This window comes from Flavobacterium anhuiense, assembly GCF_050990855.1.
GTDB classification, from domain to species: Bacteria; Bacteroidota; Bacteroidia; order Flavobacteriales; family Flavobacteriaceae; genus Flavobacterium; species Flavobacterium anhuiense_C.
Genome location: NZ_CP158861.1, coordinates 38,611 through 60,890, shown reverse-complemented (window position 1 = coordinate 60,890; position 22,280 = coordinate 38,611). Strand labels below are relative to the sequence as shown.

Annotated in this window: 23 protein-coding genes and 4 tRNA genes; 13 read left to right on the top strand and 14 right to left on the bottom strand. The window is 32.4% G+C overall.

Annotated features, from left to right (window positions below; genetic code table 11):
- Positions 1-5 precede the first annotated feature (5 nt).
- The 4 genes from ABTV69_RS00315 to ABTV69_RS00300 all read right to left on the bottom strand — a co-directional run bounded on the left by ABTV69_RS00315 (position 6) and on the right by ABTV69_RS00300 (position 2,670).
- Entirely contained in the window at positions 6-905 is a 900-nt protein-coding gene (locus ABTV69_RS00315) for a MerR family transcriptional regulator (RefSeq protein ID WP_433833224.1), read from the bottom strand.
- A gap of 215 nt (positions 906-1,120) precedes the next feature.
- On the bottom strand, positions 1,121-1,621 hold the full coding sequence (locus tag ABTV69_RS00310) for a tetratricopeptide repeat protein (protein WP_433833222.1): 501 nt from the start codon (positions 1,619-1,621) through the stop codon (positions 1,121-1,123).
- A gap of 131 nt (positions 1,622-1,752) precedes the next feature.
- Entirely contained in the window at positions 1,753-2,469 is a 717-nt protein-coding gene (locus ABTV69_RS00305; protein WP_433833220.1) for a hypothetical protein, read from the bottom strand.
- A gap of 128 nt (positions 2,470-2,597) precedes the next feature.
- Positions 2,598-2,670 (bottom strand) — tRNA-Lys (locus ABTV69_RS00300).
- Between the two features lie 308 nt (positions 2,671-2,978).
- On the opposite strand from ABTV69_RS00300, the gene ABTV69_RS00295 reads away from it, so the two are divergent.
- On the top strand, positions 2,979-3,743 hold the full coding sequence (locus tag ABTV69_RS00295; RefSeq protein ID WP_433833218.1) for a hypothetical protein: 765 nt from the start codon (positions 2,979-2,981) through the stop codon (positions 3,741-3,743).
- 93 nt (positions 3,744-3,836) lie between these two features.
- On the opposite strand, the gene ABTV69_RS00290 is transcribed toward ABTV69_RS00295, so the two are convergent.
- From ABTV69_RS00290 to ABTV69_RS00280, 3 genes are all read right to left on the bottom strand, one after another.
- Positions 3,837-3,919, bottom strand: a tRNA-Leu gene (locus ABTV69_RS00290).
- A 44-nt stretch (positions 3,920-3,963) separates the two neighbouring features.
- Positions 3,964-4,036, bottom strand: a tRNA-Lys gene (locus tag ABTV69_RS00285).
- 40 nt (positions 4,037-4,076) lie between these two features.
- Positions 4,077-4,149, bottom strand: a tRNA-Lys gene (locus tag ABTV69_RS00280).
- Positions 4,150-4,275: 126 nt separating this feature from the next.
- On the opposite strand from ABTV69_RS00280, the gene ABTV69_RS00275 reads away from it, so the two are divergent.
- The gene (locus ABTV69_RS00275; protein WP_433833216.1) at positions 4,276-4,794 is read left to right on the top strand and encodes a shikimate kinase; all 519 of its coding nucleotides are present in this window, start codon (positions 4,276-4,278) and stop codon (positions 4,792-4,794) included.
- Here the strand turns inward: ABTV69_RS00275 and ABTV69_RS00270 are convergent.
- A complete protein-coding gene (locus tag ABTV69_RS00270; RefSeq protein WP_433833214.1) occupies positions 4,786-5,286 on the bottom strand; it encodes a phosphoribosyltransferase domain-containing protein in 501 nt (166 codons plus the stop codon). The genes ABTV69_RS00275 and ABTV69_RS00270 overlap by 9 nt on opposite strands.
- 132 nt (positions 5,287-5,418) lie before the next feature.
- Entirely contained in the window at positions 5,419-5,814 is a 396-nt protein-coding gene (locus ABTV69_RS00265) for an RNA-binding S4 domain-containing protein (protein WP_433833212.1), read from the bottom strand.
- Between the two features lie 79 nt (positions 5,815-5,893).
- On the opposite strand from ABTV69_RS00265, the gene ABTV69_RS00260 reads away from it, so the two are divergent.
- Entirely contained in the window at positions 5,894-7,090 is a 1,197-nt protein-coding gene (locus ABTV69_RS00260; protein ID WP_433833210.1) for an FKBP-type peptidyl-prolyl cis-trans isomerase, read from the top strand.
- A 214-nt stretch (positions 7,091-7,304) separates the two neighbouring features.
- On the opposite strand, the gene ABTV69_RS00255 is transcribed toward ABTV69_RS00260, so the two are convergent.
- The 3 genes from ABTV69_RS00255 to ABTV69_RS00245 all read right to left on the bottom strand — a co-directional run bounded on the left by ABTV69_RS00255 (position 7,305) and on the right by ABTV69_RS00245 (position 9,735).
- The gene (locus ABTV69_RS00255) at positions 7,305-8,258 is read right to left on the bottom strand and encodes a transketolase family protein (RefSeq protein ID WP_433833208.1); all 954 of its coding nucleotides are present in this window, start codon (positions 8,256-8,258) and stop codon (positions 7,305-7,307) included.
- A gap of 74 nt (positions 8,259-8,332) precedes the next feature.
- Positions 8,333-9,184 (bottom strand): transketolase, encoded by an 852-nt coding sequence (locus ABTV69_RS00250; RefSeq protein WP_433833206.1) that lies wholly within the window; start codon positions 9,182-9,184, stop codon positions 8,333-8,335.
- Positions 9,185-9,432: 248 nt separating this feature from the next.
- On the bottom strand, positions 9,433-9,735 hold the full coding sequence (locus ABTV69_RS00245) for a hypothetical protein (RefSeq protein WP_433833204.1): 303 nt from the start codon (positions 9,733-9,735) through the stop codon (positions 9,433-9,435).
- A 394-nt stretch (positions 9,736-10,129) separates the two neighbouring features.
- Here ABTV69_RS00245 and tgt point away from each other — a divergent pair, with 394 nt between their 5' ends.
- The 10 genes from tgt to ABTV69_RS00195 all read left to right on the top strand — a co-directional run bounded on the left by tgt (position 10,130) and on the right by ABTV69_RS00195 (position 20,418).
- Complete coding sequence (gene tgt / locus ABTV69_RS00240; protein WP_109190358.1) at positions 10,130-11,260, top strand: tRNA guanosine(34) transglycosylase Tgt; 1,131 nt, start codon at positions 10,130-10,132, stop codon at positions 11,258-11,260.
- Positions 11,261-11,363: 103 nt separating this feature from the next.
- A complete protein-coding gene (locus ABTV69_RS00235; protein ID WP_433833202.1) occupies positions 11,364-12,452 on the top strand; it encodes an LptF/LptG family permease in 1,089 nt (362 codons plus the stop codon).
- Positions 12,439-13,329 carry a DMT family transporter gene (locus ABTV69_RS00230; RefSeq protein WP_433833200.1) on the top strand — a complete coding sequence of 297 codons (891 nt, stop codon included), beginning with the start codon at positions 12,439-12,441 and terminating at the stop codon, positions 13,327-13,329. The genes ABTV69_RS00235 and ABTV69_RS00230 overlap by 14 nt, the downstream gene beginning before the upstream one ends.
- Before the next feature lie 112 nt (positions 13,330-13,441).
- A complete protein-coding gene (locus ABTV69_RS00225) occupies positions 13,442-14,395 on the top strand; it encodes an acetyl-CoA carboxylase carboxyltransferase subunit alpha (protein WP_433833198.1) in 954 nt (317 codons plus the stop codon).
- A gap of 140 nt (positions 14,396-14,535) precedes the next feature.
- Complete coding sequence (gene dnaB, locus ABTV69_RS00220) at positions 14,536-16,080, top strand: replicative DNA helicase (RefSeq protein ID WP_433833196.1); 1,545 nt, start codon at positions 14,536-14,538, stop codon at positions 16,078-16,080.
- A 129-nt stretch (positions 16,081-16,209) separates the two neighbouring features.
- The gene (locus ABTV69_RS00215; RefSeq protein WP_433833194.1) at positions 16,210-16,560 is read left to right on the top strand and encodes a hypothetical protein; all 351 of its coding nucleotides are present in this window, start codon (positions 16,210-16,212) and stop codon (positions 16,558-16,560) included.
- A gap of 16 nt (positions 16,561-16,576) precedes the next feature.
- A complete protein-coding gene (locus tag ABTV69_RS00210) occupies positions 16,577-17,212 on the top strand; it encodes a hypothetical protein (RefSeq protein WP_433833192.1) in 636 nt (211 codons plus the stop codon).
- A 30-nt stretch (positions 17,213-17,242) separates the two neighbouring features.
- A complete protein-coding gene (locus tag ABTV69_RS00205; RefSeq protein ID WP_433833190.1) occupies positions 17,243-18,034 on the top strand; it encodes a sensor histidine kinase in 792 nt (263 codons plus the stop codon).
- Positions 18,035-18,148: 114 nt separating this feature from the next.
- On the top strand, positions 18,149-18,814 hold the full coding sequence (locus ABTV69_RS00200) for a response regulator transcription factor (protein ID WP_433833188.1): 666 nt from the start codon (positions 18,149-18,151) through the stop codon (positions 18,812-18,814).
- Positions 18,815-19,158: 344 nt separating this feature from the next.
- The gene (locus ABTV69_RS00195) at positions 19,159-20,418 is read left to right on the top strand and encodes an asparagine synthetase B (RefSeq protein ID WP_433833186.1); all 1,260 of its coding nucleotides are present in this window, start codon (positions 19,159-19,161) and stop codon (positions 20,416-20,418) included.
- Position 20,419: 1 nt separating this feature from the next.
- On the opposite strand, the gene ABTV69_RS00190 is transcribed toward ABTV69_RS00195, so the two are convergent.
- Positions 20,420-21,223, bottom strand: coding sequence for an endonuclease/exonuclease/phosphatase family protein (locus ABTV69_RS00190; protein WP_433833184.1), 804 nt, complete (start codon positions 21,221-21,223; stop codon positions 20,420-20,422).
- Between the two features lie 380 nt (positions 21,224-21,603).
- Positions 21,604-22,272, bottom strand: coding sequence for a response regulator (locus ABTV69_RS00185; protein ID WP_433833182.1), 669 nt, complete (start codon positions 22,270-22,272; stop codon positions 21,604-21,606).
- Positions 22,273-22,280 lie beyond the last annotated feature (8 nt).

The following is a 22,280-nucleotide window of genomic DNA, read 5'->3' as shown; positions in this document are numbered from 1 at the left end:
ATAAATTAAAGCATGTTAATAGTTTCTTCCATCGAATCGAAAATTCTTATTCTGTCTGTTAAGACTTTCTCGTCTATGTATTCAACCATTTTTCCCATCAGCCAGATCTCGTTGTTTTTTTGCAATAATTTCTGTCCCATGGATTTTACGTATTGATTAATTACGCTTCTGTCAGGTTGAACGGTCATGAAAGAAATGAACGTAATGTTTTCAAAATGTTTGGTTAAATCCTGCAAATTTTCGATTGGCATGCTTTCGCCTAGATAAATGGTTTTGTAGCCTTTATCCAAAATTTCGTATTGCAGGTATAACAATCCGATTTGGTGAATTTCATTTAACGGAAGTGATAAAACAAAAATTCGGTCGGTTTTGATTGGTTTTCTAATTTGAAGACTTTCGGTGTAAATCAATATTTTCTGCTTGATCAAATGACTCATGAAATGTTCATTTGCAGGAGTGATTGTTTCAGATTGCCATAATAATCCCAACTCTTTTAAAAGAGGTAAAAAATGTTCTTTAAAAACTTCTTTAAATGTTTTCTCTGTAATAAGCCAATCAAATGTGTTGAAGAATAATTCTTGGTCAAAATTCATCATCGCCATTTTAAAAGAAGTAATGGCGTAGTTTTGAGAGTTTTTCTTCGAAATTATTTCACGTACCAATTGTGGAATCCTTTCTTCAGGATAGGTTGCAATTTTAGAAATCTTATAGCCGTATTCGTGCAGTAACGTTATATTTAAAAGTTTCTGCAAATTTTGGAGATTGTAAAATCTAATATTAGTATCGGTTCGCATGGGTTCAAGGATATTGTATCTCTTTTCCCAGATGCGTATGGTATGCGCTTTTATTCCAGATAAGTTCTCAAGATCTTTAATGCTGAAAACAGTTTTAATATTGTTTATCATTTTTCACAATTAGGTCAACAAATGTAAAATAAAATCTTAGATTCGACCTTAAAACTACATTAAAAAGATAGAGAATTAGAGGTTTACGTATTCAGAATATATTTTTTACCTAAAATCAGGTATATTTTTCTTAAGAAATATATTACTTTGATAAAAACGAAACAGTCCGCCAAATTAAAATTTTGACAGACTGTTCTTCTTTTTTTAGTTTTTTATTATTTGCAGAAAGTAGCTTTGTTTTTTGCAGCGCTTTGACTTCCTAGTTCAATTGCCTTTGTAAAATCTTTGCAAGAATTCTTTTTGTCGCCGATTTTGTTGTAGGCCAAACCTCTTAAATTGTAAGCAATATAATCTTTCGGATTTAATCCTAAGGAAGAAGTGCAATCGTCAATTGTTCCTTGGTAGTTTTGCAATTTGTAGTTAACATTGGCTCTGCCGGTAAAAGCATCGGCGTTCATATTGTCCAATTCGATTGTTTTGCTAAAATCTGCTTGAGCGCCTTTCAGGTCGTTCAATTTAAATTTTGCAACGCCTCGGTTCTGATACGCTTCGACAAATTTAGAATTCATACTAATGGCTTTCGTGTAATCGGCGATGGCGCCTTTGGTGTTTCCAGCTTCAGCCTTTTTCATGGCTTTGTCGAAATAGCCGGTTGCAGATTGTGCCCAGATAGAGCAAGTCATCATCATTAATGATGCTAATAGTAGGTTTTTCATAATACTAATTTGGGATTAGTGATTTAATTATTTGTCAACGAATTTAAGAAAGTTTTTATTTTGTAAGTGATTTTATTTTCTAATAAAAGTTGGTGAAATTTAATACGAAGTTTTAACTTTAATGTTTATTTCTAGCGAGCGTATTTTTTTGTGATTATTTTATTTTCATGATTTTCAATTTCTATAAAAATATATTTTGCAGTGGCTTTTTTTATTTTCACAACTTGATTTAGTTCGCTTACCATGCAATCAATTATTTTTGATTGGTTTAGATCTTCTAAAAAATAATCTTTCTTCTTCTTAAGATCGTAGAGCATCAAAGAATCGTAACCTTTTGCGTATAAAAGAAGTTCTGGGTTTTTAAAACTATCTACAATAAATCCTGATTTTATTACTATGCCATTTCGTTTTTCAATAAGTTTAAAATCGTGTGGATTTCCACTTCCAAATGAATTTACAAAAGCAAAATATTCGTTGTAGTCTGCGCCAATGTATCCTAAATTTTTATGAGGAGCGCCATATCCCATAATATTTAATGTATCAATGGTTTTTGTCCCTTTTTTTAGGTTTAAGCACATTTCAATTGGACTGTTTTTGTCTTCTTGAAAATATTTAAATTCTAAATGATATCCATTGCTTAATTGGGATTCAAAATCGTACGGATTGTGTTTGTTAAGGTATTCGATAGTTATTGTATCTCTTTCTGGTGCGATCCTTTTTTTATTGATTTGAGAATTGTTTTTATCAATAATGATGTTAGTCGCCTTTTTTTCGATGCTTTTTGTTTTTTCTTGACAAGAGAAAAACAGAATGCAGAAAATGAGGAGTAATAAAGCTTTGGTTTTCATAAATGCTTAATTAGTACATTAAGCTAATGTAGTTTATTTTGTTGTTAATTGTGCATATAGATGCTAATTCTAAAAAGCAACAACTCTAAAACAAAAAAGGCCAAGTAAAAAAATTACTTGACCTTTTGTGACCCGACTGGGGCTCGAACCCAGGACCCCATCATTAAAAGTGATGTGCTCTACCGACTGAGCTATCGAGTCTTCATTTCTTCAATGAGGGTGCAAATATAAGGACTTATTTTAGGTTGACAAGCCTTTTTTTAATGAATTTTTCAATAAATTTTAATTATAGCTGTAAGTGTTTGTTTTGTAGTGAAATATGTTTTTGTCTTTTTTAATGAATTCGATAACGAAAAAGAATCCTTCTAGAAAGATTGAGTATACTTTAAAGAGAAGGGCATTATTATAGCTCAAAAATAGTTTTATATTAGCTGTGTAAATTGCCTTTTTTTAAATAGAAGAAAATAGAAGGTTTTGTATAAAGTAAATTTTTAATAGTAAAAAATCGAATGAATAGATTCTTAATCCCCTTACTTTTTGTGGTGACTTTGGCTAGTTGTCAAAACTCAAAAGAAGAAATATATGTTGCGCTAGAAAAATTTGATAATTCTTTAGATTCATTAATCGTAGGGAAAGTTTATGACAAGCCTAAAATGTTAGTTTTTCAAGATGATACTTTGCGGGGTAATCCAAAAGGCATTAATCAAACTTGTTATCAAATTATTGGAAACGATTCTATTAAAGTAGATGCCAATGGTCATGTTTACAAATTTCGTGCTGATCAATTGGTGTTAAATGCAAGCGAAAACTTTCTTGGAGAAAAATTTGTGCAAAAGTTTATTTATTTTAAAGATAAAATTGATAATAAGTTAATTGATGAGTTAAGAAAAATTAAATCTGATACGGTTTATTTTGGCTGTCTTAACAAATATGATGAAATGGGGAATATTGTAAAAAAAGTAACGAATAGTACTTGGAAAGAAATTCAAAAAGATAGAACAGTAGCCATCAATGAAAATCGTAGATTGGAAGTCTATAAATATAATAGCGATAATACAAAAACTACATGGAGAAAAGAATATTTTAATAAGCAATATGATGTAGATAGCTTAAAGAATACGGCTGTAGAAAAATTCACGACAAGTAAATCTAATGTGTGGAATGAAGATAAACAGAATTATTCATATAAAAGAGATAAGTCTGGTAACTGGATCGTCAAAAAAAGTAATAGAAAAGAAAGTCCAGATGTGTATTATAGAGAAATAATCTATTAAGATGCTTTTTATATAAAAAAAAACAGAAATGATTTGTGGAGCATAAAAAAAAAGCCTGAGAATATACGTTCTCGGGCTTTTTAAATTCTATAGTGACCATGGAGGGATTTGAACCCTCACGCCCTTGCGAGCACCACCCCCTCAAGATGGCGAGTCTACCGTTTCTCCACATGGCCTTAAAAGAAAAAAGGTCGAGTAAAATAAATTACCCGACCTTTTGTGACCCGACTGGGGCTCGAACCCAGGACCCCATCATTAAAAGTGATGTGCTCTACCGACTGAGCTATCGAGTCATTGCTTTCAAGAAATTTAATTTGTTAATCACAAAATTTGTGACCCGACTGGGGCTCGAACCCAGGACCCCATCATTAAAAGTGATGTGCTCTACCGACTGAGCTATCGAGTCATTTAATTTCTTGAATGCGGGTGCAAATATAAGGAGTTTTTTTTGAAGTTTCCAAGCTATTTTATCATAAATTTGTCTTTTTTTTGGAAAAGTTTCCAAATGCTTAGTTTATAAGGTTTTATTAATATGAAAAAAATTGTGTTGTTAGGTTATATGGGCTGCGGAAAGTCTACGATTGCCCAAAATTTGTCAAAAATTACAAATATTCCGTTCTTAGATTTAGATAAATGTATCGAAGAAAGAGCAAATTTATCCATAAATGAGATTTTTGAGAAGCATGGAGAAGTGTATTTTCGAAAATTAGAACACGAAATGTTCGTTGAATTGCTGCAATCTTCAGAAAATAATATTATCGGTCTTGGCGGAGGTACTCCATGTTATGCTAATAATCATGAATTATTAAAAGAAGATGATGTTGTGTCTATATATTTAAAAGCATCTATTGATACCTTATATAATAGATTGGTGCATAATAAAAGCAAACGCCCTTTGATTGCAAATATGAATGAGGAAGAAATGAAAGAGTTTATCGCGAAACATTTATTCGACAGAAGTTTTTATTACAATCAAGCGAAACATAAGGTTTCAGTTGATGATAAATCTGTCGAAGAAACGGTTCAGGATATTTTAGAAATATTAGCTTAAAGAAGCGTAATCGCCATTTTCAGAATTGAAAACAACTTGAACATGTTCTAATAAAGAAGTTGAAAGCGAAATTCCTTTGAAATCTGCTTTTACTGGATATTTTTTATGATTTCGGTCAACAAGTACTGCTGTTTTGAATTTCTTAAGCGGAACGTCTAAGAAATGACGAACAGCATAGATTAATGTAGTTCCTGAGTTCAAAACATCGTCAACTAGAACTAATCCTTTGTTTTTGTATTCTTCAGGGCTTAATGAAGTTTGTATCGCTTCTTGCGGATTTTGTTTGTTTATTTTGACTTCGCAGATCGAAACCTTTAAGGTAGAAATGCTGCTAAGTGCTGAAGCAACTTTTTCGGCAAAAACAAATCCGTTAGAAGCAATTCCTGCAATAATAACTTCTTCTTCGTCTACAAAAGTCTCGTAAATTTGGTAAGCGATACGTTTTATTTTATGTTCGATTTCTTGGTGGGTTAAGATAATATTATTGCTCATAATGTAATTTTTTTTGCTAAGATAAATAATTTAAAACTCCAATTTTAAAAATTCCAAATCTCAAATTCCAAATTCCAATTTGAAAAAGAGAATTATAAAGGTTAGGTGTACAATTTTGGAATTTGCAATTTTTTAAATTTCATCTTCTTCTTCATCATCATAAAAATCATCTCCATAATCGTCAATGTCTCTTCTGTCTTTTTTAGTTGGACGCCCGGCTCCAGTTCTTCTAGAATGTTCTTTAGATAGTTTTAGCATTTCTAAATGAGCAAAAGCTTCTGGCGGAGTTTCGTTTTTTTGATAGATATCTACCAACTTTGCTCCAACACGGTTTTGCGGAATATCTAAAACCGTTATAATCTGTGTAATTTGATCTTTTCTAAAGGTAATTCGGTCTGTAGGAAAAACTTCTTTTGAAGGTTTTGCAACTTGCCCATTTACAGTGATCTGATTCTTTTTACAAGCTTCAGTAACCATGTTTCTGGTCTTGTAATATCGTACGCACCACAAGTACTTATCTATTCTCATAATTTTTCTAAATTCCAAGTTAAATTCTTTACAAAAATAAATCAATATTGTATCTTGCGCACCTAAAATTATGATAATAATGAATAAATTTAAATATTATTTTGTTTTGTTACTTGCTGGTATTGCTATCGTTTCTTGTAATAAAAGTAATAATGATGATGATGGAGAGACTGTTCCATTAAGAGATTATCAAGAGCAATTTAATACGGACAATGCAGATATTGAAGAATATTTGAAAACTAATTATATTACAGTTTCTGCGGATATGGATGTTACTTTTACGAAGATAACCGATCCAGCAACGCAGCCTTCTATAATGTCATATCTCAATAGCCCTAGTTTTCCTAAGCTAATTTTAAGAGAAATACCCTATGTGCACGGAATAACTTATAAAATGTATTATTTGGTGCTAAGAGAAGGGGTTGGCGCTTCTCCTATGAATACAGATGGGGTGGTGACAGCTTATAGAGGAGAGTACTTGAAGCGTGTTGCAGCAACAGAAACTGTACCATCATACTTGACAACTACATTATTTGAGCAGGTAGTTTATCCAAAAACTAGTTTAGATTTGTACGGGACAATTTTGGGTTGGAGCGAAATTTTTCCTCAGTTTAAAACAGGAACAACTACTTATAATGAGGATGGATCTGCTACTTACAACGATTTTGGAGCTGGAGTTTTATTTATTCCATCAGGCTTAGGTTATTATGCTGGTGGATCTTCTTCTGGTTCTATTCCGGCTTATTCTCCATTGATTTTTACTATCAAATTATATGATTTTAGGAGAATGGATCATGAAAACAATGGATATAGTAGTGCTGGTGAACTGATTGCAAATCCTGATGGTGTTTTTGATTATCAAGAAGATCTTGATGGCGATGGTTATGTTCGTGATTATAGAAGTACAACATTGTATCCTAATCCTCCAGCTGTTAATCCAGACGATACGGATAAAGATGGTATTCCAGATTTTCTAGATCACGATGATGATGGAGATGGTTATACTACCAGATTAGAGATTGAAAAACCAACAGGGGCTCCAGTAACAGGTATTGCTTTGTATTATCCTTATGATCCAATTGGTGATAATCCTGATACACCAAATGTAGATGAAACAGAGCTTTGGGGTATTCCAAGTAGACCAACAGGAGAACTGACAGATCCTACTAAGCCAGAATCGATAACAAATCCTCGTAAATTTGTTCCTGAAGATTATACAACGCCGGGACGATTAAGAATTCATCTTGATAAATCATATCCTTATCAAAAGAATTAAAAAACGTATTATAAATATAAAGCCTCGAAATGAATATTTCGAGGCTTTTTTATTTTTTAAGTTGCAATTTGTGATCGCTTTGAGACTTGATTAAAGCTTTGACTCTGTGTAAGAAAAACTAATTTAGCTATATGGATATTAAAAGACAGTAACTAAAAAAAAGCCTTGAAAATTTAATTCCAAGGCTTTTTTTATAAAGTAAGAAAACTGAAAATTATTTTCTTTTGATAACTCTTTCTACAGCTTCAACAATTGCTTGATTGTTTAGTTTGTATTTTTCCATTAATTGTTCTGGAGTTCCAGATTCTCCGAAACTATCTTTAACTGCTACAAATTCTTGTGGAGTTGGATTGTTTAAAGCTAATACGCCAGAAACGCTTTCTCCAAGACCTCCAAGGTAGTTGTGCTCTTCTGCAGTCACTACACATTTTGTTTTAGCAACAGATTTTAAAATAGCTTCTTCGTCAAGAGGTTTAATAGTATGAATGTTAATTACTTCAGCAGAAATTCCTTTTTCTTCTAATTTTTCAGCAGCAATAAGCGCTTCCCAAACTAAGTGTCCTGTTGCAATGATGGTAACGTCTGTTCCTTCGTTTAACATAATAGCTTTTCCAATTACGAAAGGTTCGTCAGCAGGAGTAAAGTTAGCAACAACTGGACGACCGAAACGTAAATAAGCTGGACCATGGTGGTCTGCTAATGCCAAAGTTGCAGCTTTAGTTTGGTTGTAATCGCAAGTGTTGATTACAGTCATTCCTGGCAACATTTTCATTAAACCAATATCTTCTAAGATTTGGTGCGTCGCTCCGTCTTCTCCTAAAGTTAAACCAGCGTGAGAAGCACAGATTTTTACATTCTTATCTGAATAAGCAACCGATTGACGGATTTGGTCGTAAACTCTACCTGTAGAAAAGTTTGCGAAAGTTCCTGTGAAAGGAATTTTGCCACCAATGGTTAAACCTGCAGCGATTCCGATCATGTTTGCTTCAGCGATTCCAATTTGGAAAAAACGCTCTGGGTGATTTTTCTTGAATTCATCAAATTTTAATGATCCAATTAAGTCAGCACATAATGCAACAACGTTTTCGTTTTTTTGACCTAATTCAGTCATTCCCGCTCCAAAACCAGAACGAGTGTCTTTACTTCCTGTATTTGTATATTTTTTCATTTCTATTTTTGCTGTATGCAATAGGCATTAGGCAATAAGCGTATTGCTTATGGCTTAAAGCTTAAAGCTGTTTTTTAGTAATCAACTTGATCTTTAGAGTAGTTTTGAGCTAATGCATTTTCTAATTGCTCATTGTTTGGAGCTTTACCATGCCAAGCGTGTGTGTGCATCATGAAATCTACACCATTACCCATCTCAGTATATAATAAAATACAAACCGGTTTTCCTTTTCCTGTTCTTGATTTAGCATCAGTCAATCCAGCGATGATGGCATCGATGTTGTTTCCTTCTTTGATTTCTAAAACATCCCAGTCAAAAGCTTCAAATTTTGCTTTAAGGCTTCCCATTGGTAAAACTTCGTCAGTTGTTCCGTCAATTTGTTTTCCGTTTACGTCAACTGTTGCGATTAAGTTGTCTACTTTTTTTGCAGATGCGTACATAATTGCTTCCCAGTTTTGACCTTCTTGCAGTTCTCCGTCTCCGTGTAAAGTATAAATGATGTGTTTGTCGCCGTTTAATTTTTTAGCTTGCGCCGCTCCAAGAGCTACAGATAAACCTTGTCCTAATGAACCAGATGCAATACGAACTCCAGGTAAGCCTTCGTGAGTTGTAGGATGTCCTTGTAAACGAGAATCTAATAATCTAAAAGTTGCAAGTTCTGAAATAGGGAAATATCCGCTGCGTGCTAAAACGCTATAAAATACTGGTGAGATATGACCATTTGAAAGGAAAAATAAATCTTCTCCAATTCCGTCCATATCAAAACCTTCTTTGCGGTCCATTATATTTTGATATAGTGTAACCAAAAATTCAGTACAACCTAAAGAACCACCTGGGTGTCCAGAGTTTACAGCATGTACCATTCTAAGAATATCTCTTCTTACTTGGATCGTTAAATCGCTTAATTGTTGTGTGTTAGGCTTCATTTTATATGTAAAAGTTAAACTGAAGCAAAAGTAAACGTTATTTTGTGGGCAGACAAATGATTTTTTGCTTTAGTTTTATTGCAATTGTTAAATTTTGCTCTTTTTTTTGCATTATGTAAAAAAATATAACGGCTGTTTTGCTTTTTGAATTTTTATAAGTGTATTTTTTACAATTTTAATTTTGAAAATAAAAAAATCTTGCGTTTTGCAAGATTTTATATTTAAGAAAAGTTAGGTTCTTCTATTTTCTATTCGGTGTCACCTTCGCTATAATAATTATTTTCTTCGTCTTCAGAACCTACTTCTTCTTGTTGATCGTCTAACTCAGATCCTGGAACATCCAAATCATTTCCAATTTTATCACTGTTTTGTTTCCATTCGTGATTGTCATTATTGATTATTCTTTCTCCAGAAATATCTTGTGGGTCAATGTCTTCTAATCTTTCTTCTTGATTGTAGATGTCTTCGTTTGCATTATAATTCATGTTTTCAAGGTTTTTTTCGATTTGGTCATCCTTGATTTGGTCTAATTTCTCATCTGCGTTTATCATGATTCTAAATTTTTAGTTAAATATTAAAGTTACAAAAAAGAATTACTGAAACTGTTATACTTTAATAATCTGATCGTTGTACTTTTTACATTCTTATAACGATAAATTTTCTTGAAAAAACCGTTAGCGTTAGGGATAGGAGCGACATCCTTTACGAATAGTGCTTCTTCTTAAATTTAAAGTGAATGCTTTTGAGCAAAAGATATAGCGGATAGCCCCATCCGCCGTCACGGAGAACGTCCAAATAAATCTAATTTCAAATGTGAAAATAAGAATTCCAAAACGTAGAATCTGAAATTAAGAAAACATTAGCTAATTTTCTAATTGACAAATTTTCTAATTAATAAAATTTCCCTGAAATTAAACTATCTTTGCGCTCTGAAAAAAGAAACAGATGAAGTTTGATTTATTACAAAAAGATCCGCAGTCTAAAGCTAGAGCGGGTAGTATTACTACAGATCACGGAGTTATAGAAACTCCTATTTTTATGCCTGTTGGTACTGTTGCGTCTGTAAAAGGAGTGCATCAGCGTGAACTTAAAGAAGAGATAAATCCAGATATTATTCTAGGAAATACCTATCATTTATACCTGCGTCCGCAGACCGAAATTTTAGAGAAAGCGGGCGGTCTTCATAAATTTATGAACTGGGATCGTAATATTTTAACTGATTCTGGAGGATATCAAGTGTATTCTCTTTCTTCAAACAGAAAAATTAAAGAAGAAGGAGTGAAATTTAAATCGCATATTGACGGTTCTTACCACTTTTTTACACCAGAAAATGTAATGGAAATTCAGCGTACTATTGGTGCCGACATTATCATGGCATTTGATGAATGTACGCCTTATCCTTGCGATTATCGTTATGCACAGCGTTCTATGCACATGACGCACCGTTGGTTGGATCGTTGTATCAATCATTTGGAAAAAGTTCCTTATAAATACGGTTATGAACAAACGTTTTTTCCTATAGTTCAGGGAAGTACATATAAAGATTTGCGTCGCCAATCAGCTGAATACATTGCAAATGCTGGTCAGCAAGGAAATGCAATTGGTGGACTTTCAGTTGGAGAACCAGCTGAAGAAATGTACGCAATGACCGAAGTGGTTTGCGAAATTCTTCCAGAAGATAAACCTCGTTATTTAATGGGAGTTGGTACTCCAATTAATATTTTAGAAAATATCGCGTTAGGTATTGATATGTTTGATTGCGTTATGCCAACTCGTAATGCAAGAAACGGTATGTTGTTTACAGCCAACGGGACAATCAATATTAAGAACAAAAAATGGGAAGCAGATTTTTCTCCAATTGACGAAATGGGACATACTTTTGTGGATACAGAATATACAAAAGCTTATTTACGCCACTTGTTTGCTGCAAATGAATATTTAGGAAAACAAATTGCAACCATTCATAATCTTGGTTTTTATATGTGGTTGGTTCGTGAAGCTAGAAAACATATCTTAGCCGGAGATTTTAGACCATGGAAAGAAATGATGGTTAAAAATATGAGCCAAAGACTATAAAAAGAGTTTCACGTTCCATGTTTCAAGTTTCAAGTTGCTTAGCGCAACCTGAAACTTGAAACATGGAACGTGAAACTTTTAAAACTTGAAACAAAAATATTCTATGCTTTCAATAATAGATAAATACATTTTAAAAAGATACCTCGGAACGTTTTCTGTGATGCTTCTTTTATTTGCGCCAATCGGAATCGTAATTGACGTTTCTGAAAAAGTAAATAAAATGCTGGAAAACAAGATTCCGTTTGGAGATATTGCTTTCTATTATTACAATTTTACGATTTACTTTATCAATTCGCTGTTTCCGATATTCTTGTTTTTATCGGTGATTTGGTTTACTTCAAAACTGGCCAATAATACAGAAATTATCGCAATTTTAAGTTCCGGAATTTCATTTACCCGTTTCTTGCGTCCTTATATTATTGGTGCAACGATCGTTTCAATTTTTGTTTTGCTGATGGGATTTTTTATTGTTCCTGCGGCGAGTGAAGGTTATAATAATTTTAGATACACGTATCTGAAAGGAAACGGAAAGGAACTCATGCGAGGGGAAAACACGAATGTTTTCAGACAAATTAACGATCACGATTTTATTTTTGTAAACAGTTTTAATGAAGAATCTAAAACGGCTTTCAATTTTTCTTTAGAGCATTTTGAAAAAGAAAAATTGACTTATAAAATTACGGCAAGCCGTATTAAATGGGATCCTAAAAAGAAGATTTACGTTTTATATGATTATACTAAAAGAACGGTAGGGGAATTGAATGATGTAATTGAAAAGTCTCCTGAAAAAAATGTTCCTTTTAAATTCGAATTGGCCGATTTAACGCCGGTAGTTTATATTGCCGAAACGCTGACTTTAGGCAAACTGATTGATTTTATTGAAAAGGAAAGAAAAAGAGGTTCAGGAAATATTAATACGTATTTGGTTGTTCTTTATAAGAAATACAGTATTCCTGTATCAGCATTTATTTTGACGATCATTGCGGTTTCTGTTTCTTCTATGAAACGCCGTGGCGGAATGGGAATGAACCTTGCTATTGGAATTGCAATTGCCTTTTCATTTGTGTTTTTTGATAAAATCTTTGGCACACTTGCCGAAAAATCTACCTTCTCACCTTTATTAGCTGTTTGGTTTCCGAATATTGTTTTCGGGATTTTAGCAGTTTACTTATTACGTAATGCGAAACGATAATTTAAAAAGTTATTTAAATCTTCACTTAATTGTTTTTATCTGGGGTTTTACAGCTATTTTGGGCGCTTTAATTACAATTGATGCCGATAATCTGGTTTGGTATAGAATGTTAATCGCCATGATTTTTCTTGGTGGATTTATAGTAGTTAAAAAACAATCTTTTCAGGTTCCGATAAAAGAATTTTTTAAATTGATTTTCGTCGGATTATTAATAGCCTTGCATTGGATTTTCTTCTTTAAGGCAATTCATGTTTCTAATGTTTCCATTACACTTTCCATATTTTCTTTAGGAGCTTTTTTTGCTTCTTTATTAGAACCTTTGTTTTATGGAAGAAAAGTGCTTTGGTATGAAGTTTTCTTCGGACTTGTTATTATTGCAGGTTTAGGATTGATCCTTCAAGTAGAAATAAAATATCTTACGGGTGTTTATTATGCCTTAGCAGCCATCATTTTAGGGGTTTTATTTACTTTAATGAATGGAAAATTAATATCAGATCACGAACCTTCGGTGATTACATTTTACGAATTTGGAGCGGGCGTTTTCTTTATCACGATTTATTTTTTATTTCAAGGAAAATTTACAGCAGATTTCTTCGAAATGTCTTTAAATAATTGGGTGTTATTATTGATTTTGGCCTCGATCTGTACAGCTTATGCATTTACAGCTTCTGTAAAAGTTATGCAGAAATTAACGCCTTATACCGTAATGTTAACCACTAATTTAGAGCCAGTTTATGGGATCGTTTTGGCTTATTTTATCTTGGGAGGAAAGGAGAAAATGAGTGTCGAATTTTATATCGGAGCAGTTATAATTATCATTACAGTGATTCTCAACGGTGTTTTCAAACATTATCAGAACAAGAAAGAAAACTTGTAATAGTTTCCTTATTTTTAAATTGCATTTTATACTTTAAATAACAAATTAACTTCGCCAATGATATAATATTTTTATATTTGCGGTTCGATTTACAAACAAAATTCAAAAATCCATGGAATATTTAGATTTTGAGCTTCCAATTAAAGAACTTGAAGAACAGTTAGAAAAGTGCGTTATTATTGGAAAAGAATCTGACGTTGACGTGACGCCAACGTGCAAGGAAATCAACAAGAAATTAGAACAAACGAAGAAAGATATATACAAAAACCTTACGGCTTGGCAAAGGGTACAATTGTCAAGACACCCAAATAGACCTTATACTTTAGATTATATCAAAGCAATTTGCGGAGATACTTTCTTAGAACTTCATGGAGACAGAAGCTTTAAAGATGATAAAGCAATGGTTGGCGGACTTGGTAAAATAAACGGACAGTCGTTTATGATTATCGGTCAGCAAAAAGGTTTTAATACTAAAACACGTCAATACCGTAATTTTGGTATGGCTAATCCAGAAGGATACCGTAAAGCTTTGCGTTTGATGAAAATGGCAGAAAAATTCGGAATTCCAGTTCTTACTTTAGTAGATACTCCAGGCGCTTATCCAGGACTAGAAGCAGAGGAAAGAGGACAAGGTGAAGCTATTGCTAGAAATATATTCGAAATGGTACGTTTGCAAGTGCCTATCATTACCATTATTGTGGGTGAAGGTGCTTCAGGTGGAGCTTTAGGAATTGGTGTTGGAGATCGTGTTTATATGTTGGAAAATACTTGGTATTCTGTAATTTCTCCAGAATCTTGCTCTTCTATTTTATGGAAAAGCTGGGAATACAAAGAGCGTGCAGCTGAAGCATTAAAATTGACTTCTTCTGATATGAAAAAACAAAAATTAGTTGATGATGTAATTCCAGAACCGCTAGGTGGAGCGCATTATGACAGAGAAACTACTTTTAAAACAGTAGCGGAATATATTACAAAAGGATATAACGAATTGAAAGACTTATCAACAGCCGATTTAATTGCCCAGAGAATGGACAAATACAGTAATATGGGCGAGTTTAAAGAGTAAATTCATATTTGATATTTAAAAATCCGAAGCCCTGCGGTTTCGGATTTTTTTTTGGTTATGAACAAAAAAACAAATTTATAAACAACAGAATAGTTATAACTCGATAGTAGAATTTTTTTAAATTTTGCTACTTTCGCTATATGGAAAATTTCAAAAACTTAAACCCTGTAAAGGTCGACAAAACTACAATTATCAATTTAGAAAAAGGAAAATTGCCACCACAAGCTATTGAGTTAGAAGAGGCTGTGCTGGGTGCAATGATGATTGATAAAAAAGGGGTAGATGATGTAATTGATATTTTGCAACCAGACGCTTTTTATAAAGATGCACACAAACATATTTTTGAAGCGATTTTACAACTTTTTACCGAAACGCAGCCAATCGATATCTTAACCGTTTCAACTCAGTTAAAGAAAAACGGAAAATTGGATATAGCTGGAGGTGATTTTTATTTAATTCAGCTTACTCAAAAAATAGCATCTTCTGCGCATATCGAATTCCACTCTCGTATCATTCTTCAAAAATTTATTCAAAGAAGTTTGATTAGGATTTCTTCAGAAATTATTGAAGAATCATATGATGAAAGTGCTGATGTTTTTGATTTGTTAGATAAAGCCGAATCTAAATTATACGAAGTAACACAAGGAAATATTAAGCGTAGTTCTGAAACAGCACAAAGTTTAGTATTACAAGCTAAAAAGAAAATTGAGGAGATCTCTAAAAAAGAGGGATTAAGTGGTGTAGAAACTGGTTTTCACAATCTGGATAAATTAACTTCTGGATGGCAGCCAAGTGATTTAATTATTATTGCAGCCAGACCAGCGATGGGAAAAACGGCATTCGTACTTTCTATGGCTCGAAATATTGCGATCCAGTATGGGCACGGAGTAGCATTATTCTCTCTAGAGATGGCATCTGTACAGTTGATTACCAGGTTAATTTCGTCTGAAACAGGATTGTCGTCAGAAAAATTGCGTACCGGTAAATTGGAGGCCCATGAATGGACAATGTTGAGCACTAAAGTAAAGGACTTAGAAAAAGCACCTTTGTTTATTGATGATACACCCTCACTTTCTATTTTCGATTTAAGAGCAAAATGCCGTCGTTTAGCGTCGCAACACGGTATTAAAATCATCATTATTGACTATTTGCAGCTGATGACTGCTGGAGGAAATGCTAAAGGAGGAGGAAATCGTGAGCAGGAGATTTCAACAATTTCTCGAAACTTAAAAGCATTGGCAAAAGAACTTAACGTTCCGGTTATCGCACTTTCTCAGTTGTCGCGTGCCGTTGAAACACGTGGATCTAGTAAAAGACCTTTGCTTTCGGATCTTCGTGAATCTGGAGCAATTGAGCAGGATGCCGATATCGTTTCGTTTTTATACCGACCGGAATATTACAAAATTGAAGAATGGGATGATGAAGAGGCTTCACCTACTGCAGGTCAGGCTGAAATTATGATCGCGAAACACCGTAACGGGGGGATCGAAAACATTCGTCTTAAATTTTTAGGACATTTAGGAAAATTTGATAATCTTGATGAATTTTCGGGTAGTTATGATGATTTGCCATCAAAAATGAATCATGATGATAATCCGTTTATCACTAGTAATCTGCCTTCGGCTAACGAAGCTTTTGGAAGTAATTTAAATGACGACGACGACGATAGTGATGTTCCATTTTAAAAGTTAAAAAGCCTTATTATTAAGGCTTTTTTTATGTTTTTATGTTAATTGTCTAATAAAAATCAGTAGTTTAGCGAAACCAATTATAAACAATTAAATTTTTTATTAACCAATTAACAAATTTAAATTATGAATGAAGAAACTTTTCCAGAACCTATTCAGGTTTCTGTAAATACTGCAAACGAGTGGGAAAAAAGGTATCAGGATGATACAGAGATTGAAGACTCTAAGAAAAAAGTAAAAGCTTTTTTAGTGCCAAGAGAAAGTTTGAAAAAAGTGCTAGAACTAGATACAGAAGCTGTTTGGGCGTATCTAGGAATAAACGAACAGAAAGAAAAAACATTGCTTTTTTGTGGTGCTAAATACGATAAAGAAGCTGACAAATGGGTTAATGTATATGGTACAAAAGATGGAGTAAGCGGTGACGAAGCTCCTGAAGAAGTAGTATACGATGGTGCCCGTCCAAGTCCTCCATATTAATTAAATAAGTTTTAGAATGGATGATTTTTTAATATATTCAAGTTATTTGATTTTATTGATTAATCTTATATTATATTCATTTAGCTTTTTCCGAGAGGGAAAAGCTAATGTTTTTTTTGTTTCTTATCTGGCTTTTTCTACTTTGTTGCAATTTTCAATGGAGTTGGTGTATCATTTAGGAATGAGTAATTTATTTCTCGTCAATATCTTTTTTATAGGGCAAATGATCATACTGGGGCTTTTTTATAATTCGTTATTTGAAATTAAAGCGCAAAAAACATTTGTCAAGAGTAGTTTAATAATTGCTTTGTTGATTTTATCCGTACAATTTATAATGGATTCAAGTCAATTTTTAAAGTTTAATCTATTTGGTATTACTTTAACATCATTACTTATTGTAGTTTTTGCACTACTTCATTTTTATAATATGCTCACAGAAAACAAAAAGTATTATTACATAACTGCAAGTATAGTTTTTTATCTTTTAGCTAGTACAGTATTATTTTTAATTGGTAATCTTTCTACTGGATTAAGTGCAGATTTAAGATATTTGAGCTGGCAATTAAATGCATTTTTGTTAATAATCTATTACTTGATTATTTTGTTTGAATGGAAAGTAAGTTTTTCAAAAAAAGAAAGTTTGCAAAGCTAATTTGTAAAAGTATAATTTAAATAATCAGATATGAATACAGGTCATATTCCTGAAAAAGAACTCGTAGCCATAATATTATATATCTCTTTGTTTTTTATAATTGTTGCAGTGGCTTTAATTATATTCTTTTATTTTTCTAGAAAAAAGATCATTCAAAAAGAATTAGAGAAAATAGATTTAATTCTCCGTTATCAGAAAGAGCAATTGCATGCTATTATCGTAACGCAAGAGGAAGAGCGAAAAAGAATAGCACAAGATCTTCATGACGATATTAGTTCAAAATTAAATATTGTCTCCTTGAACAGTCATTTGCTTACAGCTCCTAATCTTACTGAAGCGGAAACTGCAGAGATTACTGAAAATATAATTAATTTAACTACAAAGGCTTTAGAAAATTCTAGAAAAATTGCTCATAATCTATTGCCGCCAGTTTTTGAAAAATTTGGTTTAAATGCAGGTGTTGAAGAATTGTGCGAAGAGTTTGAAAGCAGCAAGTCGGTAAAAACACATTATAAAAATGGGATTGATTTTGATGATAATGATATCGATCGGCATTTACATGTTTTTAGAATCCTTCAGGAACTTATGAATAATTCGTTGCGTCATGGAAAAGCAACAGAAATTTGGATTTCGTTTACCAATAAAGGTGGAATAAATACTTGCGATTATGAAGATAATGGTGTTGGTTTTGATAATTCAAATGTCGAAAATCAAAAAGGCTTAGGGATGAAAAATATTGATAGCCGAATATCATTTTTGAACGGAACCATTGAAATTAACTCTGAAATTAATAACGGAATAGCTGTGCAATTTACTTTCTAGACCAAAATAGCCATTTTATTAAGGTTTTTAGTCAATAAAACAACGTATTTAGACTTTTTCTAAATCATATTTTGTAATTTCGAAAAACCAAATAAACGACCAAAATCAAATAAGATGAATGCTGCTATTAAAATTGCTCTAGTCGATGATGAAATTTTGTTTCGAAAAGGAATTTCTTTTTTACTACAGAGGGAAGAAAATATTGACGTTATTTTCGAGGCCTCAAATGGAGACGAACTTGTTTCTCAATTAAATGAAAGAGAAATAAAACCAGATATCATCATAATGGACTTAAAGATGCCTATCTTAAACGGAGTCGAAGCCACTAAAATCATTAGAAAACTATTTCCTGAAATTAAGATTATTGCATTGACCAGTTACGATACCAAATCTTTTATTGCCAATATGATTCAAGTTGGAGCAGTAGCGTACTTAATTAAAAATACAACTCCCAAAGATTTAATTCATACAATTAACGAGGTAGCAAAAAAAGGATTCTATTATAATGAGAATGTTTTAAAAACAATTCAGGAAACAATAGTTTCTCCTAAAAATACAAAAGGCGGTCTAGAAACGAATTTCCTTTCGCCTCGTGAGATTGAAATTTTGCAATTAATTTGTCAGCAGAAAACTACTGCAGAAATTGCAGAACATCTTTTTTTGAGCCCAAGAACCATTGAAGGACATAGAAATAATTTATTGCTTAAAACAGAATCGCGTAATATTGCCGGTCTGGTTGTTTATGCTATCCAAAATGACTTGGCAGTTTTAACAATTTAAAAAAATTACGCTGTCAAAAATTGAATTGACAATACGTAATATAATATGATTGTAATGACAAGAACACATAATCCTATTTTCTGAATAATATTTAAACCCTTTTGTTGGTTATTACTTTCATTAAACTTCATAGTTGGTTATTTTTTACAGCGATTAGTTTTATGAACCTGGGATAGCAAATGTATAGAGAATATTCTTCCTAATTATAGGTGTTTTTACCTGTTTTTATTGTTTGAGACGTAAATTTTCTTGACTTTTTATTTAACATTCTATTAGCTTAGAAAAGGTTCTAAGTGTTCTTTTTTTGCAAATGGCTTTTATATCTTTACTAAAATAATTTTCTGATGAATAAAAGTTTGTTCTACTTTTTTATAGTATTAATTTCTTTTAATGCTAAAGCTTCGTTTATCTTACTTCCGATGGATGAAACAACGCAACAAAATCATTTAAAAGCGTACGGAATTACATACTGGTGTTTGAGCAGAGACTATAAGGCAAGTTGGCTTTTAAATTATCGCGGAGGTTCCTTTTTACTTCCCGATGCTGATGAAATTAGAAAAGAGTGTAAAATTAGAGGCGTAAGTTTTGAAGTGATTTCAGATAGTGAGCAAGCTTCGATTTTAAACGAAATTTCAAGCCCTTCTCAAAATATGGAATCTGTAATTTTAGAAAAAGCGCCTAAAATTGCTGTTTATACTCCAAAAGGAAAACAGCCTTGGGATGATGCTGTAACTTTAGTTTTAACTTATGCCGAAATTCCTTTTACTCCAATCTATGATGAAGAAGTTTTAAGCGATCAGTTATTAATGTACGATTGGCTTCACTTGCATCATGAAGATTTTACTGGACAATACGGAAAATTTTATGCAGCATACAAAAATACACCTTGGTATATTGATCAAAAAAAAGATGCTGAAGCTCTGGCTGCAAAATTGGGTTATGCAAAAGTATCTCAAGAAAAAGGTGCTGTTGCAAAAAAAATTAGAGATTTTGTAATTGGAGGAGGTTTTATGTTTGCAATGTGCTCTGCAACAGATAGTTTTGATATTGCGCTTGCAGCAGATGGAGTTGATATCTGCGAAACTATGTTTGATGGTGATCCAAGTGAATCGAATTATCAATCCAAATTAAATTATAATAATTCTTTTGCTTTTAAAAATTTTACTTTAGAAAGAAGACCAGAAGTTTACGAGTTTTCAGATATTGATATGACCACGAAAAGACGAGTAATGATGGATAAGGACTATTTTACTTTAATGGAATTTTCTGCAAAATGGGATCCAATTCCGAGTATGTTATGCCAAAATCATACGCAATTGGTAAAAGGCTTTATGGGGCAAACTACTTCATTTGATGCTTCATTAGTAAAATCGAATGTTTTAATTATGGGAACATGCGAAGTAAATGGTGAGTCAAGATATATTCATGGAGAAAAAGGCAAGGGGATGTTTACTTTTTTTGGTGGGCATGATCCAGAAGATTTTCAACATCAAGTTGGAGATCCGCCAACGGTTTTAGATTTGCATCCGAATTCGCCAGGATATAGGCTGATTTTAAATAATGTTTTGTTTCCTGCAGCGAGAAAAAAGAAACTAAAAACATAAATTAGTTTAAAGAAAACTCAAACCAAATTGGAATATGATCTGATATTTTTCTAGCATTGGGTAAAGAATCAAAATTTTCATAGAATTTAATAACTCCCGAATTGCTCACTTTTAAATTAGAGGTCTTATAAAGTATATTGTCAAATTCTGACGCAAGGCAAAGGTTGTTTTTGCAGGTATGCTTTAAAGTTGTTTTCTGATTTTTTAATACCGAATCATATCCCATTTTTTTCAACGGATTAAAAACAGAGTGTTTTTCGGGACAATTAAAGTCGCCCAAGAAGACTAAATTTAAATCAGGGTATTCATTTGGTAAAAACTTGAAATATTTGATTTCCGTTTCGGGTTGTTTTTTCTGCGTTATAGCATGGAAATTGACAAGCGTGATGGTCTTTTTGCTAATTTCAAACGTGGCAAAATATGGTTCACGATCAATTTCTAAACTATATTTTTTCTCTAGCCAAGGTTTAGTTCGCAATTTTGCTTTGTGCGTTTTCCAAATAAAGGCATACCGTTCGGTTTTGTAACTGCTGCCAGAAGTTGGATCGCTTATTGCATAATCCCATTTACTTCCCTTTTGATTAAGTAATGTTGCAAGTTTAGCAACCGTTTGAGCGCCACCATTTCCGGCTACAACTTCTTGAATTGCAATGATATCGTAATTGGATATTGTTTTGACAATATAACTTAAATGGATATCAGATTTAGATTTTCCAAAGTTTTGGATATTCCATGATAGCACTTTGGTTTGCGCAAAAGATATAAAAACAACAAATAGGAAGACAAGGCTGAATTTTTTTTTCATGTAAAATGTAATGAAGCTAAGATGTGAATCTTCTCTTTCAGCAATAATCAAGCCTTTCTTAAAATGATTTAATGTTTTTTGTATCTATTTTTTAAGGCTGTTCCAATGATTATGATTTGCAAAACTAATAAGGCGGGAATGCATATTATTTTCCAATCAATTTCTAGCCAGCCCGTTTTTTCAGAAACAAATGCAAAGCTTATGGATAAAAAAAGGCAAAGTAACATTGTTTTCATAATTATTTTATTTTGAGTAGTATTAATTTTAGAGAATATAATACTCGCTTTACTTCTTGGTATCATAGTAAATTAATAGATTATCACAAATTTAGCGGTATAATAAGTGTAATCCTTACGGAAATCCGTAAAGCGCCATAAAAATTACACTAGACCGAAATCTTTTGCAATTGCAATTAAATGCACATTATTGTTGGCTTTAAAATAGATTTTCAGCTTATTGATTCTTTTTTCGATACTGCTTGTTCCGTTAGGAGTAATAGATAAATCTTTAAACTCTTTAGAAATGCTTTCTAAAATATATCCTTTAGATAAGAGCTGTAAAATTGAAATATCATAGGACTCGATTTCAATTAATGCTTTATCATTAAAATTAAAAGACAAATCTGATGAAAGTATTTTTTCTTCATTATTAAATGTACTTTCAATAGCATTTCTAAGTTCTTGGATACTATTTCTTCCTTTGCTAACATAAGCGTTAATACCTAAATCATTAAAAAGTGTTTTAATACGGTAACTTTTGTCTTCTATAGAAAAAACAATTTTTTTAAGTTTTGGTTGCACTTTGTTTATAGCCTCAATAAGTTCATCTCCACAAGTTAAATCTACTTTTCTATGATCAGACTTAAAAGATAAATCTGTAATTAGTAAATCATAAGGTTCATTATCAGCTAATGCCTTTTTAACTTTAAGCAAGCCTTCGTCGCAATATTTTACATGATGAATTACGGGAACCTGTAATTCTTCAAGTACTTGAACAACTGCGATGCTGATACTGTCTAAATCTTCGGCAACTAAAACTTTTTTAAACATATATTCTC

What these genes read in the sequence shown, in the direction of transcription:
- ABTV69_RS00190 (WP_433833184.1), bottom strand. Translation starts at nt 21,223, where the DNA reads ATGAAAAAAAAATTCAGCCTTGTCTTCCTATTTGTTGTTTTTATATCT.
- ABTV69_RS00230 (WP_433833200.1), top strand. Translation starts at nt 12,439, where the DNA reads ATGCGAAACGATAATTTAAAAAGTTATTTAAATCTTCACTTAATTGTT.
- ABTV69_RS00315 (WP_433833224.1), bottom strand. Translation starts at nt 905, where the DNA reads ATGATAAACAATATTAAAACTGTTTTCAGCATTAAAGATCTTGAGAAC.
- ABTV69_RS00185 (WP_433833182.1), bottom strand. Translation starts at nt 22,272, where the DNA reads ATGTTTAAAAAAGTTTTAGTTGCCGAAGATTTAGACAGTATCAGCATC.
- ABTV69_RS00245 (WP_433833204.1), bottom strand. Translation starts at nt 9,735, where the DNA reads ATGATAAACGCAGATGAGAAATTAGACCAAATCAAGGATGACCAAATC.
- ABTV69_RS00310 (WP_433833222.1), bottom strand. Translation starts at nt 1,621, where the DNA reads ATGAAAAACCTACTATTAGCATCATTAATGATGATGACTTGCTCTATC.
- ABTV69_RS00210 (WP_433833192.1), top strand. Translation starts at nt 16,577, where the DNA reads ATGGATGATTTTTTAATATATTCAAGTTATTTGATTTTATTGATTAAT.
- ABTV69_RS00235 (WP_433833202.1), top strand. Translation starts at nt 11,364, where the DNA reads ATGCTTTCAATAATAGATAAATACATTTTAAAAAGATACCTCGGAACG.
- ABTV69_RS00265 (WP_433833212.1), bottom strand. Translation starts at nt 5,814, where the DNA reads ATGAGAATAGATAAGTACTTGTGGTGCGTACGATATTACAAGACCAGA.
- ABTV69_RS00250 (WP_433833206.1), bottom strand. Translation starts at nt 9,184, where the DNA reads ATGAAGCCTAACACACAACAATTAAGCGATTTAACGATCCAAGTAAGA.
- tgt (WP_109190358.1), top strand. Translation starts at nt 10,130, where the DNA reads ATGAAGTTTGATTTATTACAAAAAGATCCGCAGTCTAAAGCTAGAGCG.
- ABTV69_RS00295 (WP_433833218.1), top strand. Translation starts at nt 2,979, where the DNA reads ATGAATAGATTCTTAATCCCCTTACTTTTTGTGGTGACTTTGGCTAGT.
- ABTV69_RS00255 (WP_433833208.1), bottom strand. Translation starts at nt 8,258, where the DNA reads ATGAAAAAATATACAAATACAGGAAGTAAAGACACTCGTTCTGGTTTT.
- ABTV69_RS00215 (WP_433833194.1), top strand. Translation starts at nt 16,210, where the DNA reads ATGAATGAAGAAACTTTTCCAGAACCTATTCAGGTTTCTGTAAATACT.
- ABTV69_RS00225 (WP_433833198.1), top strand. Translation starts at nt 13,442, where the DNA reads ATGGAATATTTAGATTTTGAGCTTCCAATTAAAGAACTTGAAGAACAG.
- ABTV69_RS00275 (WP_433833216.1), top strand. Translation starts at nt 4,276, where the DNA reads ATGAAAAAAATTGTGTTGTTAGGTTATATGGGCTGCGGAAAGTCTACG.
- ABTV69_RS00200 (WP_433833188.1), top strand. Translation starts at nt 18,149, where the DNA reads ATGAATGCTGCTATTAAAATTGCTCTAGTCGATGATGAAATTTTGTTT.
- ABTV69_RS00195 (WP_433833186.1), top strand. Translation starts at nt 19,159, where the DNA reads ATGAATAAAAGTTTGTTCTACTTTTTTATAGTATTAATTTCTTTTAAT.
- ABTV69_RS00270 (WP_433833214.1), bottom strand. Translation starts at nt 5,286, where the DNA reads ATGAGCAATAATATTATCTTAACCCACCAAGAAATCGAACATAAAATA.
- ABTV69_RS00205 (WP_433833190.1), top strand. Translation starts at nt 17,243, where the DNA reads ATGAATACAGGTCATATTCCTGAAAAAGAACTCGTAGCCATAATATTA.
- ABTV69_RS00305 (WP_433833220.1), bottom strand. Translation starts at nt 2,469, where the DNA reads ATGAAAACCAAAGCTTTATTACTCCTCATTTTCTGCATTCTGTTTTTC.
- ABTV69_RS00260 (WP_433833210.1), top strand. Translation starts at nt 5,894, where the DNA reads ATGAATAAATTTAAATATTATTTTGTTTTGTTACTTGCTGGTATTGCT.
- dnaB (WP_433833196.1), top strand. Translation starts at nt 14,536, where the DNA reads ATGGAAAATTTCAAAAACTTAAACCCTGTAAAGGTCGACAAAACTACA.